This is a genomic window from Streptomyces sp. NPDC005266 (assembly GCF_040607655.1).
GTDB lineage: Bacteria > Actinomycetota > Actinomycetes > Streptomycetales > Streptomycetaceae > Streptomyces.
Window position 1 is genome coordinate 21,126 of sequence record NZ_JBEXHC010000030.1, and the last position, 15,800, is coordinate 36,925.

At 72.8% G+C, this 15,800-nt stretch carries 11 protein-coding genes, 3 tRNA genes and 2 pseudogenes; 7 read left to right on the forward strand and 9 right to left on the reverse strand.

Annotated features, from left to right (window positions below; translation table 11 throughout):
• Positions 1–30: 30 nt before the first annotated feature.
• Positions 31–1,896, reverse strand: a complete 1,866-nt coding sequence (locus ABZU99_RS32855; protein WP_355948548.1) for a DUF4328 domain-containing protein — start codon at positions 1,894–1,896, stop codon at positions 31–33.
• 556 nt (positions 1,897–2,452) lie between these two features.
• Between ABZU99_RS32855 and ABZU99_RS32860 the strand changes: the two genes are divergently transcribed.
• The 3 genes from ABZU99_RS32860 to ABZU99_RS32870 all read left to right on the forward strand — a co-directional run bounded on the left by ABZU99_RS32860 (position 2,453) and on the right by ABZU99_RS32870 (position 5,391).
• On the forward strand, positions 2,453–3,823 hold the full coding sequence (locus ABZU99_RS32860) for an aspartate aminotransferase family protein (protein ID WP_356048012.1): 1,371 nt from the start codon (positions 2,453–2,455) through the stop codon (positions 3,821–3,823).
• 127 nt (positions 3,824–3,950) lie between these two features.
• The gene (locus tag ABZU99_RS32865; protein ID WP_356048014.1) at positions 3,951–4,643 is read left to right on the forward strand and encodes a GntR family transcriptional regulator; all 693 of its coding nucleotides are present in this window, start codon (positions 3,951–3,953) and stop codon (positions 4,641–4,643) included.
• Between the two features lie 97 nt (positions 4,644–4,740).
• Positions 4,741–5,391 carry a hypothetical protein gene (locus tag ABZU99_RS32870; protein WP_355948556.1) on the forward strand — a complete coding sequence of 217 codons (651 nt, stop codon included), beginning with the start codon at positions 4,741–4,743 and terminating at the stop codon, positions 5,389–5,391.
• A gap of 36 nt (positions 5,392–5,427) precedes the next feature.
• Here ABZU99_RS32870 and ABZU99_RS32875 read toward each other — a convergent pair whose 3' ends face one another.
• Positions 5,428–6,177 (reverse strand): SLATT domain-containing protein, encoded by a 750-nt coding sequence (locus ABZU99_RS32875; RefSeq protein ID WP_356048016.1) that lies wholly within the window; start codon positions 6,175–6,177, stop codon positions 5,428–5,430.
• Between the two features lie 682 nt (positions 6,178–6,859).
• Between ABZU99_RS32875 and purD the strand changes: the two genes are divergently transcribed.
• The 4 genes from purD to ABZU99_RS32895 all read left to right on the forward strand — a co-directional run bounded on the left by purD (position 6,860) and on the right by ABZU99_RS32895 (position 13,225).
• Positions 6,860–8,113, forward strand: coding sequence for a phosphoribosylamine--glycine ligase (gene purD / locus ABZU99_RS32880; RefSeq protein WP_356048018.1), 1,254 nt, complete (start codon positions 6,860–6,862; stop codon positions 8,111–8,113).
• 291 nt (positions 8,114–8,404) lie between these two features.
• On the forward strand, positions 8,405–10,342 hold the full coding sequence (locus ABZU99_RS32885) for a hypothetical protein (protein WP_356048020.1): 1,938 nt from the start codon (positions 8,405–8,407) through the stop codon (positions 10,340–10,342).
• 248 nt (positions 10,343–10,590) lie between these two features.
• The gene (locus tag ABZU99_RS32890; RefSeq protein ID WP_355948567.1) at positions 10,591–12,096 is read left to right on the forward strand and encodes a N,N-dimethylformamidase beta subunit family domain-containing protein; all 1,506 of its coding nucleotides are present in this window, start codon (positions 10,591–10,593) and stop codon (positions 12,094–12,096) included.
• A 208-nt stretch (positions 12,097–12,304) separates the two neighbouring features.
• Entirely contained in the window at positions 12,305–13,225 is a 921-nt protein-coding gene (locus tag ABZU99_RS32895; RefSeq protein ID WP_356048022.1) for a phosphoribosylaminoimidazolesuccinocarboxamide synthase, read from the forward strand.
• Between the two features lie 53 nt (positions 13,226–13,278).
• Here ABZU99_RS32895 and ABZU99_RS32900 read toward each other — a convergent pair.
• The 7 genes and pseudogenes from ABZU99_RS32900 to ABZU99_RS32930 form a co-directional block, all read right to left on the reverse strand.
• Positions 13,279–13,351 (reverse strand) — tRNA-Gly (locus ABZU99_RS32900).
• A gap of 93 nt (positions 13,352–13,444) precedes the next feature.
• Complete coding sequence (locus tag ABZU99_RS32905) at positions 13,445–14,071, reverse strand: alpha-ketoglutarate-dependent dioxygenase AlkB (protein ID WP_355948572.1); 627 nt, start codon at positions 14,069–14,071, stop codon at positions 13,445–13,447.
• A 75-nt stretch (positions 14,072–14,146) separates the two neighbouring features.
• Positions 14,147–14,573, reverse strand: a pseudogene (locus tag ABZU99_RS32910) (response regulator transcription factor); the annotation flags it as partial.
• A gap of 5 nt (positions 14,574–14,578) precedes the next feature.
• Positions 14,579–14,943: pseudogene (locus ABZU99_RS32915) on the reverse strand (ATP-binding cassette domain-containing protein); the annotation flags it as partial.
• 159 nt (positions 14,944–15,102) lie between these two features.
• A tRNA-Gly gene (locus ABZU99_RS32920) sits at positions 15,103–15,178 on the reverse strand.
• 81 nt (positions 15,179–15,259) lie between these two features.
• Positions 15,260–15,331: transfer RNA gene (locus ABZU99_RS32925), tRNA-Gly, on the reverse strand.
• A 104-nt stretch (positions 15,332–15,435) separates the two neighbouring features.
• Positions 15,436–15,753, reverse strand: coding sequence for an Lsr2 family protein (locus tag ABZU99_RS32930; protein WP_355948575.1), 318 nt, complete (start codon positions 15,751–15,753; stop codon positions 15,436–15,438).
• Positions 15,754–15,800 lie beyond the last annotated feature (47 nt).

Here is a 15,800-nt window from a genome sequence, read left to right on the forward strand (position 1 = left end):
CCGGCCGGGAGCGCGGCCCGCGCGCCGGTGTCAGTGCGCCGCGGGCGGGCCGAACATCCCGGCGCCCTGCGGCGGCCCGGCCGCCGGCGCGGCCCGCCGCTCCTGCATCCCGGTCAGCCGTGCCACCACGACCATGGCCAGCACGGCCGCCAGCAGCGAGACGATGTCGTCGGTGATGTTGAAGACGACGGAGACCCGCTTGTCCCAGTCGTCCTCGGACCCGAGCTCGACAAGGCCGGCGAGCGGGTCGACGCAGAACATCGTGACGAACAGCGTCCACCACCAGTGCAGTGCCGCCCGGGGGACGCGCCCGGGGCCCGGGGTGGCGCTGGAGGTCCAGACGTCGTTGGCGATCTGCTTGGGAATCCACAGCTGGGCGACCGGGATGAACCAGGCACCGACCGCATAGCCGCTGCCGAACCGCTGACGGCCGGGGGCCAGCACCGTGGCGTTGACATAGGTGCGCCAGAACCAGATCAGCCACAGCACCAGGACCACCAGGCCGCTCACCCCAGTGCCGATGTCCATCGAGTCGGCCGCTTCCTTGCGGCGGCCGACCGCCGCGATCGTGCCCTCGCCGTCGAAGAAGTCGCGGTACGCGCCGAACAGCGACATGTTCAGATACAGATCGATGACGGTCAGCGCGACCCAGAGTCCGAACACCGTCAGCAGGGCGTTGCCCAGCCCGCGCACCGACTTCACCCTGGTGCCCTGGGCGGGGAAGCGGACCGGGACCTGATAGCCGACGCCCTGCTGCCAGGGCGGGGCCGGATGATGGGGGACGGGCCCCATGCCACCGTTCATCGGGTACGCGGGCGCGGTCGGCGCGGCGGCGTGCGGGGCCGGTGAGGCATACGCCGAGGGAGGGGAGGGCGAGGCGTAGGCGGAGGGCGGGACGGGCGACGGCGGGGCGGTCGGCGAGGGCGCCGGCCCAGTGGCGTACGCCGAGGGGCCCTGCGGCGGCCCGGCGACCGGCTGCGCGTTCTCGGCCTCCACCTCCAGCAGTTGGAGCGCGTCGCGCCCCAGCCGGGCGAGCAGGCCGCCCGGCAGCCAGGGCTCGGCCTCACCGTCGACCGGCTCGGTGGCCGCGATCAGGTCGTCCACCGAGGGCCGCAGGGCCGGGTCCTTGTTCAGGCAGGCGCTGACGAGCGCCAGCGCGCCGTCGGGAAGCCCCGTCAGATCGGGCTCCTCCTGGGCTATTCGGTACATCAGGGCATGGACGCCGCTGTCCACACTGCCGAACGGCTGGCGTCCGATGGCGGCGAAGGCGAGCACCGAGCCGAGGCAGAAGACATCGCTGGCGGCGGTCACCGGCTCACCGCGCACCTGCTCCGGCGACATGAAGCCGGGCGAGCCCACGACCGCGCCGGTCATCGTCAGGTTGCCACCCGAGGTGGAGCCGACGGCGTCCAGCGCCCGCGCGATGCCGAAGTCGATGACCCGCGGCCCGTCGATCGTGATCAGGATGTTCGACGGCTTGAAGTCGCGATGGACCAGACCGGCGCCGTGGATGTCGCGGAGCGCCAGCGCCAGACCGTGCGCCAGCACCCGCAGCGAGTGCTCGGGCAGCGCCCCGAAGTCCTCGGCGACCACGCTGTGCAGGGACGGGCCGCCGATATAGCCCGTGGCCACCCAGGGCACAGCCGCCTCGGTGTCGGCGTCGAGCACGGGCGCGGTCCACTGGCCGCCGACCCGTCTCGCCGCCTCCACCTCGCGCTTGAATCTGTCGCGGAAGTCGGGCTGGCGGGCGAGTTCGGCCTGTACGAGCTTCACCGCGACGGTGCGGCCGCGGGCCGAGCGGGCCAGGTAGACCCGGCCCATTCCGCCCTCGCCCAACTTGCCGAGTAGCCGGTACTCGCCTATCCACCGCGGGTCCTGGCCCCCGAGGTCTTCCATCGCGGTGTGGCTCCTGTCCGTGTGCCGATGGTCCGCCTGCCGATCGGCCGATCAGTCGATACGGGTGAACGTGTGTGTCATCGTCTCATCGCTGTCGTCATTCGGGTTGTCATTCGGGTCGTCATATCGCACGTGACGCTTGTCGTGTTGATCCCCCTGATCAGCCCCTCTGGAGAATAGAGGCGGCCGAGAGAGAAGGGGACGACGCGGACAATCCGTTATCGGTTCCGTATCCGCTCGCGTCATTGTCGGCCGGGGCGAGGTCGGGGCGGTGCACCCCATCCCGGCGGCGGCCCGGCAGAGTGTCCGGGCACGGGCCGAATGGCGGACAGCGTGTCGGTGCCCGACCCGGGAACCGGGTCCGTATCGGTTCCGTATCCGCTCGCGTCATTGTCGGCCGGGGCGAGGTCGGGGCGGTGCACCGCATCCCGGCGGCGGCCCGGCAGAGTGTCCGGGCACGGGCCGAATGGCGGACAGCCTGTCGGTGCCCGACCCGGGAACCGGGTCCGTACGCTGGGCCCAACCCCCGACCCGCGAGCGATCAGAGGTAGCGAACGTGTCCGTGCCACCCGCGCACCCCAGCCCCGATCCCGCGGCCGGCGCCGCCGTCAAGGCCGCCGACCGCGCGCATGTCTTCCACTCCTGGTCCGCGCAGGGGCTGATCGACCCCCTGGCCGTCGCGGGCGCCGAAGGCTCGTACTTCTGGGACTACGACGGCAAGCGCTACCTCGACTTCTCCTGCCAGCTGGTGAACACCAACATCGGCCATCAGCACCCCAAGGTCGTCGCCGCCATCCAGGAGCAGGCCGCGAAGCTGTGCACCATCGCGCCGGGCTTCGCCGTGGACGTACGGTCCGAGGCGGCGCGGCTGGTCGCCGAGCGCACCCCCGGCGACCTCGACAAGATCTTCTTCACCAACGGTGGCGCGGAGGCGGTCGAGAACGCGGTCCGCATGGCCCGGCTGCACACCGGCCGTCCCAAGGTGCTCTCCGCCTACCGCTCGTACCACGGCGCCACCGCCGCCGCGATCAACCTGACCGGCGATCCGCGCCGTTGGCCCTCCGACACCGCCTCGGCCGGTGTGGTGCACTTCTGGGCGCCGTTCCTCTACCGCTCGCCCTTCCACGCGGAGGACGAGCGCCAAGAGTGCGAGCGCGCACTGCGTCACCTTGAGGACACCATCGCCTTCGAGGGCCCGCAGACCATCGCCGCGATCATTCTGGAGACCATCCCCGGCACCGCCGGGATCATGGTCCCGCCGCCCGGCTATCTGGCCGGGGTCCGCGAGATCTGCGACCGCTACGGCATCGTCTTCATCCTCGATGAGGTGATGGCGGGCTTCGGGCGCACCGGCCGCTGGTTCGCGGCCGACCACTTCGGCGTCACGCCTGACCTGCTGACCTTCGCCAAGGGCGTCAACTCCGGCTATGTGCCGCTCGGTGGCGTCGCGATCTCCGCCGAGATCGCCGCGACCTTCGACCAGCGGCCCTACCCCGGCGGCCTCACCTACTCCGGCCACCCGCTGGCCTGCGCCTCCGCCGTCGCGACGATCAACGCGATGGTGGAGGAGGGAATCGTGGAGAACGCCGCCGCGATCGGCGAGAACGTGATCGGGCCGGGCCTGCGGGAGATCGCCGAGCGCCACCCCTCGGTCGGCGAGGTGCGGGGGCTCGGCGTCTTCTGGGCGCTCGACCTCGTCAGGGACAAGGAGACGCGCGAACCGCTCGTCCCGTACAACGCGAGCGGCCCGGCCAACCAGGCCATGGCGGACTTCGCCGCCGCCTGCAGGCGCGGCGGCCTGTGGCCCTTCGTGAACATGAACCGCACCCATGTCGTACCGCCGTGCACGGTCACCGAGGCCGAGGCCAAGGAGGGTCTGGCGATCCTCGACGAGGCGCTGAACGCCGCCGACGCGTACGCCGGGTAACCCCCCGTTCAGCCCGGTGTAGACCACCGCCGTACTCTTCGCAGTGCGCGCAACGGCCCTCGCATATCGTGACGCGAGGGCCGTTGCTTCGTATGATCACTACGGCTGCGGAAGGAGACGGTCCCCGATGCCCGTGCCCGGCACCAGCCCGGTCAAGCGGAACACCCTGCGGCAGCAGATCGCCGACGCGCTCTGTGACGAGGTGCTCGCGGGCAGGCTCCCCGCCGGCCGGCAGTTCACCGTCAAGGAGATGGCCGAGCAGTACGGCGTCTCGGCGACCCCCGTCCGCGAGGCCTTGCTCGACCTGTGCTCCCAGGGTCTGCTGGACGTCGAGGAACATCGCGGCTTCAAGGTCCACGAGTTCACCATCGAGGACTTCCGGCACATGGTCGAAGCCCGCACGATGGTGGTCGAGGGCGTCTTCCGGCGCTACGTCGACCAGACGCTGCGCGCCATGACCCCGCAGGCGCTGGCCTCGGTGCGGCGCCGGGCGGAGGAGGCCGAGCGCGCCGCCCGCTCCGGCGACCTGGACATCCTCATCGGCTACGACCTGCGCTTCTGGCGCGAGATCTGCGGTCTGGTCGGCAATCCCTATGTGCTGGAGTTCCTTCAGCGGCTGCGGGTGCAGACCTGGGTCTTCACCGTCCCGTATCTGCGCCGGGTGCGCGACCTGCGCGGCCAGCTGTGGGACGGGCACTGCGAACTCACGGCGGCGGTGACGCGGGGAGACCCGGTCGGCTCCAAGCGGCTGATAGCCGCGTACAACACGCATTTCCGCATGCTCATCGAGCGGCTGGTCACGGAGGCGGACGGGCACTGACGCCCGGAGCGCCCGTCGGACAGCACTCTTCGCGCCGCGTACGGGGGGCATTACGCTGGGCCGACCATCGACCATACGGATACGAGAGTGAGATCGCGTGGCATGTGACCTCTGGCTGGTCCCCCTCGTCGATGTGCTGTGCCACAGCCCCGACAATCCGTTCGCCGAGGAGATCGCGGCGTACGACAAGGCACTCGGTGACGCCGGTCTGCCGCCCGTGCCCGTCTTCGGCTATATGCCGGGCCTGTCCGGCGATGTCGCCCCGGTCGCGGGCTTCGACTACGACGCGCTGCACTTTCTGCGCCGCGCCTACATGCTGCAGTTGTGCGGGCTCGCGGTCACGCCGGTGGACGAACTCGGCGGGGACTACGAGCAGTTGCTGGAGATGTTCGAGCCCACCGCGCAGCAGTCGCATCTGGTCTGGCACTACGACCACGCGGGCGCGTACGTCCCCGTCGACTTCCAGAGCCCCCTGACCAACGACGAACTGCTGGAGGGCGGCGGCCCCTTGGGCTCCAGCCATGGGCTGCTGCGTGAACTGGAGGCCGTCGCCCCGGCGCTCGGCATCGACCCGCACAACCCGCCGGTCGCCCCCGCGCCCCCGAGTCGCCCGACGAGCCTGGAGGAACCGGCGGCGCCCGTACCGTACGAGGACAGCCCCTTCGCGCGGGAACGCCATGTGTGGCTGGGGCTGCACGCGGCGGCGACGCGCAGCCTGGGCCAGGGCTCGATGATCGTCTTCAGCTGACGCCTTCCGCTGATGATCGCCTTCGGCTGACGTCTGTCAGCGGGGCGGCTCAGGAGGACGCTGCCGAGGCATATTCGGCCGGGCCGGGCCGGGCGGCAGCGGAAAGCGGCTCGCGGGGCTCCCGCTGTCCGGGCGGGAGCCCTGAGCCACCAGCGACTGCGTGAACAGCGACTGGGTGAACAGCGACGCCGCCCCGGAGCCGAAGTCCACCATCCAGCCCGCGGTCTCGGTCCGCACCAGCTCCGACACGTCCTCGCAGAACCGCCGCAACACCGACAGACACCGCTCCACCGCCTCGGACGCGGTCCCCTCCGTCGGGCCCAGCACCTCCCGCACGCTCTCCGACGCCCAGTCGAACTGCAGCGACTCGATACGCCGCTGCACGGCCTGCGCCGTGGCCACATCCCGCATCCAGCCGGACGTCAGCCCGAAGAACCGGTCGCAGCCCACGCACGCCACCGCCAGCAGCAGCGCCAGCGCGCCCCAGCCGGCGCCGCGGCCCAGCACCCCGATCAGATCCAGCAACGGCAGGGCGGCCCCCACCACCCCCGCCACCGCGGCCCCCACCCGCAGCACCCGCGCGGCCCGCCGCTTCCACACCCGGTCGGCGAGATACCACTGGGCCACCTCCAGCGCCCCCTCCTCGACCCACCGGTACAACTCGTCGAGCCGATCCGCGGGCTCTCCCCAGTCGCCGTGCGGAAAGGGCCGACCGAGCAGGTCCCCTTGGGTGCTCGCATCCTCCTGCCGAGGGAGCCCCTCGGGCTGCATCTCCGGCTGACTCACCCGTGCACTCCCTCTGCGGCGGCTGTTTTCCTGGCGCGCGGCTGATGCGCGGCCACCATTCCTACCGCCGAACGGTGGGCCACGCGGACCGGATCACGGGATATCCGCCCGTAAGAGCTGCCCCATCGGGTATAGGCCCACCCACCCCTCACCCAAAAGAGTGCCGCCCACCCTGCCGACCGCCCGCCGAAGCCCGAGCCCACCACCTCCCCGCCCGGAGCGGGCCCACCGGCGGCCAGCCCCGGAAGCGCCCCGCCGCCCCCGGCCGGGCGGGGGCGTCCGTGATGGGGGCCGCGGGCCACCTGGCGCCCTGGCCCCGGCCCGGTGGGAGGGGCTGCGCCTTGCCCCCCGGGCGGGCGGGGCTGTGCCTTGCCCGCGAGGTCGGTCGGTGCTCGCGTGGGGCGTACGGCCTGTGGGCTGCCATGGCCCCCGGCGCCACGGGGGGCCGAGCCGGGAGCGCCCCGCCGGTCGTCTCCGGGTCCGCCGGAGCGGGGCGGGTGGCCCGGGCGGGGCGTCCGTGATGGGGGCTGCGCGCCACCTGGCGCCCGGGACCCGGCCCGGCCGGGGCCCGGCCGGGGCCCGGCGGATCCCGGCGCCCCGCGGCTCCGCGAGCGGGGCCACGGCGGCCGCCCGGCTGGGGGCGGGGCGTGAGCGGTGTGGGGAAGGCAATAGGGTGCTTACCGTGAAGGTCCTCGTCATCGGCAGCGGCGCCCGCGAACACGCCCTGTGCCGCGCACTCTCCCTCGATCCCGACGTCACCGCACTGCACTGCGCCCCCGGCAACGCCGGCATCGCCGAGGTCGCCGAGTTGCACGCGGTCGACGCCCTCGACGGCGCCGCCGTCGCCGATCTCGCCGCCTCGCTGAAGGCGGAGCTGGTGGTGGTCGGTCCCGAGGCGCCGCTGGTGGCCGGGGTGGCCGACGCCGTGCGCGAGCGCGGGATTCCGGCCTTCGGGCCGTCCGCGGAGGCCGCGCGGCTGGAGGGGTCGAAGGCGTTCGCCAAGGATGTGATGGCGGCGGCGGGCGTGCCCACCGCCCGTTCCTACGTCTGCACGACCGCCGACGAGATCGACGCGGCGCTGGACGCGTTCGGCGCCCCGTACGTCGTCAAGGACGACGGCCTCGCCGCGGGCAAGGGCGTCGTGGTGACCGACGACGTCGAGGCCGCCCGCGAGCACGCGCTGGCCTGCGACCGGGTGGTGATCGAGGAATTCCTGGACGGCCCCGAGGTCTCCCTCTTCGCGATCACCGACGGCGAGACTGTCGTCCCGCTGCAGCCCGCGCAGGACTTCAAGCGCGCCTACGACGGCGACGAGGGCCCGAACACGGGCGGCATGGGCGCGTACTCCCCGCTGCCGTGGGCGGACCCCAAGCTGGTGGACGAGGTCGTGGCCACCGTCTGCCGGCCCACCGTGGACGAGCTGCGCCGCCGCGGCACGCCCTTCTCCGGGCTGCTGTACGCGGGGCTGGCGATCACCTCGCGCGGTGTCCGCGTGATCGAGTTCAACGCGCGCTTCGGCGACCCGGAGACCCAGGTGGTCCTGGCCCGGCTGAAGACCCCGCTGGCCGGGGTGCTCCTCGCTGCCGCGACGGGCCGCCTGGGCGCCGAGCCGCCGCTGCGCTGGAGTGATGACGCGGCCGTGACGGTCGTCGTCGCCTCGCACAACTACCCGGGCACGCCGCGCACGGGGGACCCGATCACCGGACTGGCGGAGGTGGCCGAGCAGGACGGGCCGCACGCGTACGTCCTGCATGCGGGGACCAAGCGGGACGGCGACTCGGGTGAGGTGGTGAGCGCGGGCGGCCGGGTGCTGTCGGTCACCGCGGCCGGCTCCGACCTGGGCAAGGCGCGTGATCGGGCGTACCGCGCGGTGGCCCGGATCGGCCTGGAGGGCTCGCACCACCGTTCGGACATCGCCGCGAAGGCGGCCGAGTAACCGGGTAGCGCCGACCGGCCGGGGCCGTCCGCGGGGTCAGGGCTGATCGTCAAGGGGCTTAAGGGACTCGCCTTCGCGATCGCGGGTTCCCGGTTTTGCCCAGAGCCATTCCATTGGGTGAGCGCTTCCGCATCCTGCTGACGCACGCCCGGCCCCCAACTAGTGTGCCGCTCAGGCGAGGTGCGGCAACTGGCCCACCGGCATTGCGGTGCGGGCGCCCGGTGCGACAGTGGGGGGAAGGCAACGCCGCCGTCGTCCGCCGTTCCGAGACCGGCTGGACAGTAGGGGGTGATGAGAACCGTGGCAGGTCCCGAAGCAGGTGCACTGGCGGCGCGAGCCCGCGCCCTGGCGGTGCTGCGCATCCGGAGCACCGCGCTCGCGGTCGCGCTCCTCCCGGCTGCCGCGGCCGTCGTGCTGCTGGTCGGCGGCGCGACGGGCCGGATCGGCGGCGGCTCGCACGACGGGGGCTGGACGGCTCTGCGCTGGGTGGTGACCGGCGGCGCCCTGCTGGTCCTGCTGATGGCGGCGGCCGTGGCCGCCGTGATCGTACGGGCGAAGCCCGCGCTGAGCCCCACGGTGCCCATCGCCGAGGAGACGGCCCCGGATCTCTATCAGCTCGTCCGCGATCTGGCCGAGCGGCTGGAGGTGCCCGCGCCGACGTCGATAGCGCTCACCCCGGACTGCGACAGCTGGCTGGAGGACCGTACGCATCCGGCGCACGGCGGCCGCCGGGAGCGCCGGGACCGCGGGGCCATCGCGGTCGACGGCCCCCGCGCCGCCCAGCGGCGGCCCGCACCCGGGCCCGGGCAGGGGTCGGGTGGGGGAGCCGATGCGGGGGGCCTGGACCGGGGCACGGACCGGGTCATGGACCGCCGTGAGCGCCGCGCCCCGCAGGCGCCCGTGCTGGTGATCGGCTCGCCGTTCCTGTGGTGGATGCGCGTCGCCGAGCTGCGCGCCCTGCTCGCCCCGGTGGTGGCGGGCACCGGCCCGTCCGTGCATCCCGACATAGCCGCGGCCCGTCGCTTCGTCCGCGGGCTGGACGCGGCCGTGGCGGTCGCCTCGCACGGCGGCGAGTCCTCGTCCGCCGGGCCGGGGCCCGCCGCCGCCCCCGGGTCCGCCGTGGTGGCGGTGGTCCGCCGCCCCGCCTTCGCCTTCGTCGGCGGGATCGCCCGGCTGCTGCTGCGCGGCTGCCGGGACCATGCCGCCGGGATGGAGCGCGCGGTCGCCGCGGCCGCCTCCGAGCGGGCCCAGGCGGTCGACTACGGTCTGCGGATCGTCGCGCAGGAGCAGGTGGGCCTGGCCTACGCGGGCTGGGACAGGCTGCTGACCCGGGTCGCGCTGCCCGCGTGGCGGATGGGCCGCTGGCCGTCCCGGCTGGACGTGGGCGTGGTCGCGGCCCTCACCGAGCTCTCCCGGCGCGACCGGCTCGCCGAGGGGTTCGCCTCCCGGCTCAGCGAGCGGCCGGCCTGCGATCTGCTGGAGGAGCCGGGCCTGATCGACGAGGCGACCTCGCTGCTCGCCGCCCGTCTCTTCCACGGCGGCCCGCCGGAGCCGGGCCCGGACTGGTCCCCGGTCGACTGGGGCCGGTACCCGGAGGAGGTGGTGGACCGGAAGTGGCGGCTGGAGGCCGCCCGGCTGCACCGGGTCCTCGACGAGCGGACCGGCGCCGTGCGCCCTCCGCCGGGCTCCGTGAGCGCGCCCGCCCCGCCTACCCTGGCCCGGGTAATCGACCGGCTCACCCGCGCCGGGGCCGCCCCCCGGGGCGGCGCCGGAAGCGGCCCCGAAAGCGACGAGGACAGCGGCAGCGCCCCGGAGCTGGCCGCCCGGCTGAGCGTGGAGGTGGCCCGCGAGGAGGCCGTGCAGCAGGCGGCCACGCGGGCGCACGGCCAGGCCCGTACGGCGGGGGAGGCAGGCGGCGGGGGAGGGGCCGTCGGCGATCCGTGGATCGACGGTTTCGCTCCGCTGTTCCCGCTCCAGCCGCCCCGCACCGGCCGTGAGCTGCTCGCCGACCATGTCACCGCCATGGTGTGCTGCGCCGCCGTGGACACCGCGGGCGCGGCCCCGGGCCTGGACTGGCTGGACGGGCCCGCGCTGCTGGTGGGCGGTCGGCGGCGGGCCGATCTGGCCCGTCCGGTGCTGAGCCTGGTCGAGGACGGCGACGCCGGGCCGCTGCGCGCCTGGCTCGGCGAGGTGGGGGTGCGGCCGGAGAAGCCCGTTCGCCTGGCGTAGCGCACCCGGCACCTGCGCACAGCACAGGTACCGCACAGGCGTGTGGGGCACGGGCGTATAGCGCACGGCCTCCCGGCCCGTCTTCCCCTTCCCGTCTCGTTCCGGCAAATTCGCGACGATCGGTGACGGAGTGGGTGCGTAATGTGATGTGCTTGGACCGGCCCACAAGGCCGGACCGCGGCGGCACGGTGCGCACAGGACAGCGAGGCGACGCACCGCCGCGGTACGCAGGGAAAGGGGGAGCGAGGATGGGGACGGACCAGATCCGGCGCTGGGAGTCGGGGGCACTCGCCCACGCGGTGACGGATCCTTTCGGCCAGGGCCCGCTGCCCTGGCTGCGCGGCAGCGAGAACTACTTCGACGACAGCGGCCATATCGTCCCGTGGTACGTGAACCACGTCCATGTCCCCGGGGCAACCGACCGCGTCTCCGACGCCGGCCGGGCGGGCGCCAAGGGCCGTGCCACGATCCCGGGCCCCCGCACCGCCGATGACGTCCACCGGCAGATCAAGGGCTTCGCCTCCACCTCTGCCGCGGCCCCCGGCGAGGCCATCGACTTCCGGATCACGGTGGACCCGCCCCAGCAGTTCAGCGTGGACATCTACCGCATCGGCTACTACGGCGGCGACGGCGCACTGAAGATCACCACCAGCCCCCGGCTGTCCGGGATCGTCCAGCCGGCCCCGCTCACCGCCGACCGCACCGTCTCCTGCCACCACTGGTGGCTTTCCTGGCGGTTACAGATCCCCTCGTACTGGAAGCTCGGCGCGTATGTCGCGGTGCTGACGACCGTGGACGGCTACCGCAGCCACATCCCCTTCACCGTCCGTGACACTCACCCCGCCGACCTTCTGCTGGTCCTGCCGGACTTCACCTGGCAGGCGTACAACCTGTACCCCGAGGACGGCCGGACCGGCGCCAGCCTTTACCACGCCTGGGACGAGGGGGGCCGGCTGCTGGGCGAGTCGGAGGCGGCGGTCACGGTCTCCTTCGACCGGCCGTTTGCGGGCGCGGGGCTGCCGCTGCATGTGGGGCACGCGTACGACTTCATCCGGTGGGCCGAGCGCTACGGCTACGACCTGGCCTACGCCGAGATGCGCGATCTGCACGCGGGCGGCATCGACCCCACCCGCTACCGCGGCCTCGTCTTCCCCGGCCATGACGAGTACTGGTCGGCGCCGCTGCGCCGCTGCGTGGAGCTGGCCCGCGACAGCGGCACCTCGCTGGTCTTCCTGTCCGCGAACACCATGTACTGGCAGGTCGAGCTCGCCTCCTCGCCCTCCGCTCCGGACCGGCTGCTGACCTGCCGCAAGCGCCGCGGCCCCGGCCGCTCGGCGCTGTGGCGGGAGACGGCGCCGGAGCAACAGCTGATCGGCATCCAGTACGCGGGCCGGGTGCCCGAGCCCCACCCGCTGATCGTGCGCAACGCGGGCCACTGGCTGTGGGAGGGGACGGGGGCGGGCGAGGGCGACGAGCTGCCGGGCCTGGTCGCGGGGGAGGCGGATCGCTACTTCCCGCGCACCGCACTGCCCGAGCACCTGCGCCGGATCCTGCTCGCCCACTCCCCGTACCAGGACACGGAGGGTGCGACCCGTCACCAGGAGACCTCCGTCTACCGCGCCCCGAGCGGGGCTCTGGTGTTCGCGTCCGGCACCTTCGCCTGGTCGCCGGCGCTGGATCGGCCGGGCCACACGGATGAGCGGATCCAGCGGGCGACGGCCAACCTCCTGGACCGCATCTGCAAGCGGTCCTGACCCCCTCCTGGACCGCATCTGCAAGCGGGCCTGACCCCGTGGGGCGCAATCCGTCTGCGGACCCGCCCCCAGGGGCACCCGATCCCTGGGGGCGGGCCGAAGCGGAATCGATCCCGGGGCGCCCGTCACCGGCGCGTGCCCCGCCTCCGGTACCCGCCCCCACGTGCGGCAGAATCGTGGGGCTTGGACAAAACCACCAGGAGGCAGCGTGTCCGGATTCGTCGAGAAGCCCGAGCCGGTGGAGGTGCCGGGCCTGCAGCACCTGCATACGGGCAAGGTGCGCGACCTCTACCGGAACGAGGCGGGCGATCTGATCATGGTCGCCAGCGACCGTATGTCCGCCTACGACTGGGTGCTGCCCACCGAGATCCCCGACAAGGGCAAGGTCCTCACCCAGCTCTCCCTCTGGTGGTTCGATCTGCTCGCCGATCTGGTACCGAACCATGTCGTGTCCACCGAGCTGCCCACGGGTGCACCCGCCGACTGGGAGGGCCGCACCCTGGTGTGCCGGTCGCTGCGGATGGTTCCGGTCGAGTGCGTGGCGCGGGGCTATCTGACCGGCTCGGGTCTGGTCGAGTACCAGGAGAGCCGCACGGTGTGCGGGCTCGCCCTCCCCGAGGGGCTGACCGACGGCTCCGAGCTGCCCGCCCCGATCTTCACCCCCGCCACCAAGGCCGAGGTCGGCGAGCACGACGAGAACGTGGCGTACGAGGAGGTCGCCCACCGCATCGGCGCCGAGCCCGCCGCCAAGCTGCGCCAGGCCACCCTCGCGGTCTACAGCCGGGCCCGGGACATCGCCCGTGAGCGGGGGATCATCCTCGCCGACACCAAGTTCGAGTTCGGCTACGCGGAGGCGACGGCCGGCGTGGAGAGCGCGGAGCCGATCCTCGCCGATGAGGTGCTGACCCCCGACTCCTCCCGCTTCTGGCCGGCCGACGAGTGGCAGCCCGGCCGCCGCCAGCCGTCCTTCGACAAGCAGTTCGTCCGCGACTGGCTGACCTCCCCGGCCTCCGGCTGGGACCGCCACGGCGAGCAGCCGCCGCCCCCGCTGCCGGACGAGGTCGTCGAGCGGACGCGGGCGAAGTACGTCGAGGCGTACGAGCGGCTGACCGGCATCCCCTGGTCGTAGCCCCGGAGACACGACAACGGCCCTGGTCAAGCGACCAGGGCCGTTGTTTATCGAGCGGACGACGAGGCTCGAACTCGCGACCTCAACCTTGGCAAGGTTGCGCTCTACCAACTGAGCTACGTCCGCATGCGCCGCGGATTTCCCGCAGCGCGCATCCACTATAACCAAACGCGCGACGGGCGAACTACCTCGGTGCCCGCGCGAGCCCGGTTCTCGCCATCAGGCGACGTTGTCCGGCCGGAACTGAATGCTGATCCGCGGCCCCGCCGCCCGTCTGGTCTTCGGGATCGCATGCTCCCAGGTCCGCTGGCAGGAGCCGCCCATCACGATCAGATCGCCGTGCCCGACCGGCCGCCGCACGGTGGCCCCACCGCGCCGCGGCCGCAGCACGAGGTCGCGCGGGGCGCCCACGGACAGGATGGCCACCATCGTGTCCTCGCGAGCTCCCCGGCCGATCCGGTCGCCGTGCCAGGCCACGCTGTCGCGGCCGTCCCGGTAGTAGCAGAGCCCGGCCGTGGTGAACGGTTCGCCCAGCTCGGGGGCGTAGTGCGTGGAAAGTGTGGCGCGTGCCTGATCCAGGACGGGGTGCGGCAGCGGGTCCTTGGCGCCGTAGAAGGAGAGCAGCCGCGGCACGGCCACCACCTGCTCGTACATCTGGCGCCGCTCCGCCCGCCAGGGCACATCGGCGGCGAGCCGCACGAACAGGGCGTCGGCCCCGCTCAGCCACCCGGGCAGCACATCGATCCAGGCGCCGTCGCCCAGCACGGTCCTGCGCACGCCGCGCAGCGGGCCGAGCCGGATGTCGTCGGTCTGGTCGAAGAGCGAGCCCTGGAAGTACGGGGGCATGCGTCCAGGGTAAACGAGCTGCCGAACGTACGTGCTATTCCGTATCCCGCGCCGGGCCAACCCCGCGGCCACCCCTCAAAGCCAGCCGTGCTCCCGGGCGATCCGCGCGGCGGCATGGCGGTTTTCCGCCGACAGCTTCATGGCGGCCGACGACAGACAGTTGCGCACCGTTCCCTGGGAGAGTCCGGCCCGCTGGGCGATTTCCGCGATGTGGACGCGCCGTCGGCCGCCAGGTCCAGCAGTTCGGCCTCGCGCGCGGTCAGCGGGGAATCCCCCGCGCTGATCGCGTCGGCCGCCAGATCCGGATCCACATAGCGCCGTCCGCTGTGCACCGTGCGGATCACTCGGCGAGCCGTTGCGCCGACGCCGTCTTCGGGACGAATCCCCGGACCCCCGCCTCCAGCGCGCGCTTGAGATGGCCGGGCTTGCCATGGCTGGTCACGATCACGGTGCGGCAGCCGGGCAGCTCGGACCGGAGCGCGGCGGCGACGCCCACCCCGTCCGGCGGCTCTCCTCGACGGGCCGGGCGCCGCTGGTGCACCCCGCCCACATCCGCGCGGTCTCGGCGGCCGTCAGCTCGGTCGGGAAGCCGCCCTCCTGGAGCATCACCCCGATCCGCGGCCGCACCTTCGCCCGCTCCCGGTAGGGGTCGTGACCGAGCACACACACCCTCCCGCCGGTCGGGAGGGCCAGCCCCTCCAGCAGCTCCACGGTGGAGGTCTTGCCGCGCCGTTCGTGCCCAGCAGGGCGAACAGCTCCCCGCGCGCCACCGAGAAGGAGACGCCCCGTACCGCGTCGAAGCCCTGGGCTCCCGAGGGCCCGTATCTGCGCCGCGGTTCACTTACCTTGGTCGCGCTGTCGACGGCATCCATGACTCAAGGCTTTCGCCGCCCGGGCCGGGCAGGTAGTGCGAGCTGTCACCGGCCGCGATGACAAATGTCATCGGAGCTGATCGTGCGGAAGCAGGTGGGCGACGGTGGGAAAACGCCTGAGGCCGCCGGTCGATTTGACCGGCGGCCTCAGATTTTCGCTGGAGCGGACGACGAGATTCGAACTCGCGACCCTCACCTTGGCAAGGTGATGCTCTACCAACTGAGCCACGTCCGCATGCCTCCGACCGGCTTTCACCGATCGGCGCGTGCATCACTCTACCTGATCCATCCGGGGGTGGACGCGGTAGGCGATGAGAGCGGGTGACAGGGATCGCACACTGCGCCTCCCCCTTGGAAAGGGGGCGCTCTACTACTGAGCTACACCCGCATGGTGTCTTCCGCAGGGTTTCGGCCTTTCGGCCTCGCCCCTCGGCGTGCTGCAGACTCTAGCGGATCACCCGGGGTGCTGTGCAACTCGGCCGAACGGGTAGCTCAGCTCGCCTCGTTGAACGCCTCGTAGACCTTCTTGGGGATTCGGCCCCGCGGCGGCACCTCCATGCCGCGCGACCGCGCCCAGGCGCGCACCGCGGCCGGGTCCGGGGCGACGGAGGTGCGGCGGTACGCCTTGCCCGAGCGGGACCGCTTGCGGCCGGCCTCCACGTAGGGCGCGAGTACATCCCGCAGTTTCGACGCATTCTCTGCGGTGAGGTCGATCTCGTACGCCTTGCCGTCCAGTCCGAACGCGACCGTCTCCTCGGCTTCGCCTCCGTCGATGTCGTCAGAGAGCGTGACTACTACGCGCTGCGCCACGGATATCGGTCCTTTCGCCCTGGCATCGATGCGTTGACGTGCGTCGA

Excerpts from the sequence above, each read along its gene's own strand:
- ABZU99_RS32905 (WP_355948572.1), bottom strand. The coding sequence starts at position 14,071 with ATGCCCCCGTACTTCCAGGGCTCGCTCTTCGACCAGACCGACGACATC.
- ABZU99_RS32885 (WP_356048020.1), top strand. The coding sequence starts at position 8,405 with ATGAGAACCGTGGCAGGTCCCGAAGCAGGTGCACTGGCGGCGCGAGCC.
- ABZU99_RS32865 (WP_356048014.1), top strand. The coding sequence starts at position 3,951 with ATGCCCGTGCCCGGCACCAGCCCGGTCAAGCGGAACACCCTGCGGCAG.
- ABZU99_RS32890 (WP_355948567.1), top strand. The coding sequence starts at position 10,591 with ATGGGGACGGACCAGATCCGGCGCTGGGAGTCGGGGGCACTCGCCCAC.
- ABZU99_RS32855 (WP_355948548.1), bottom strand. The coding sequence starts at position 1,896 with ATGGAAGACCTCGGGGGCCAGGACCCGCGGTGGATAGGCGAGTACCGG.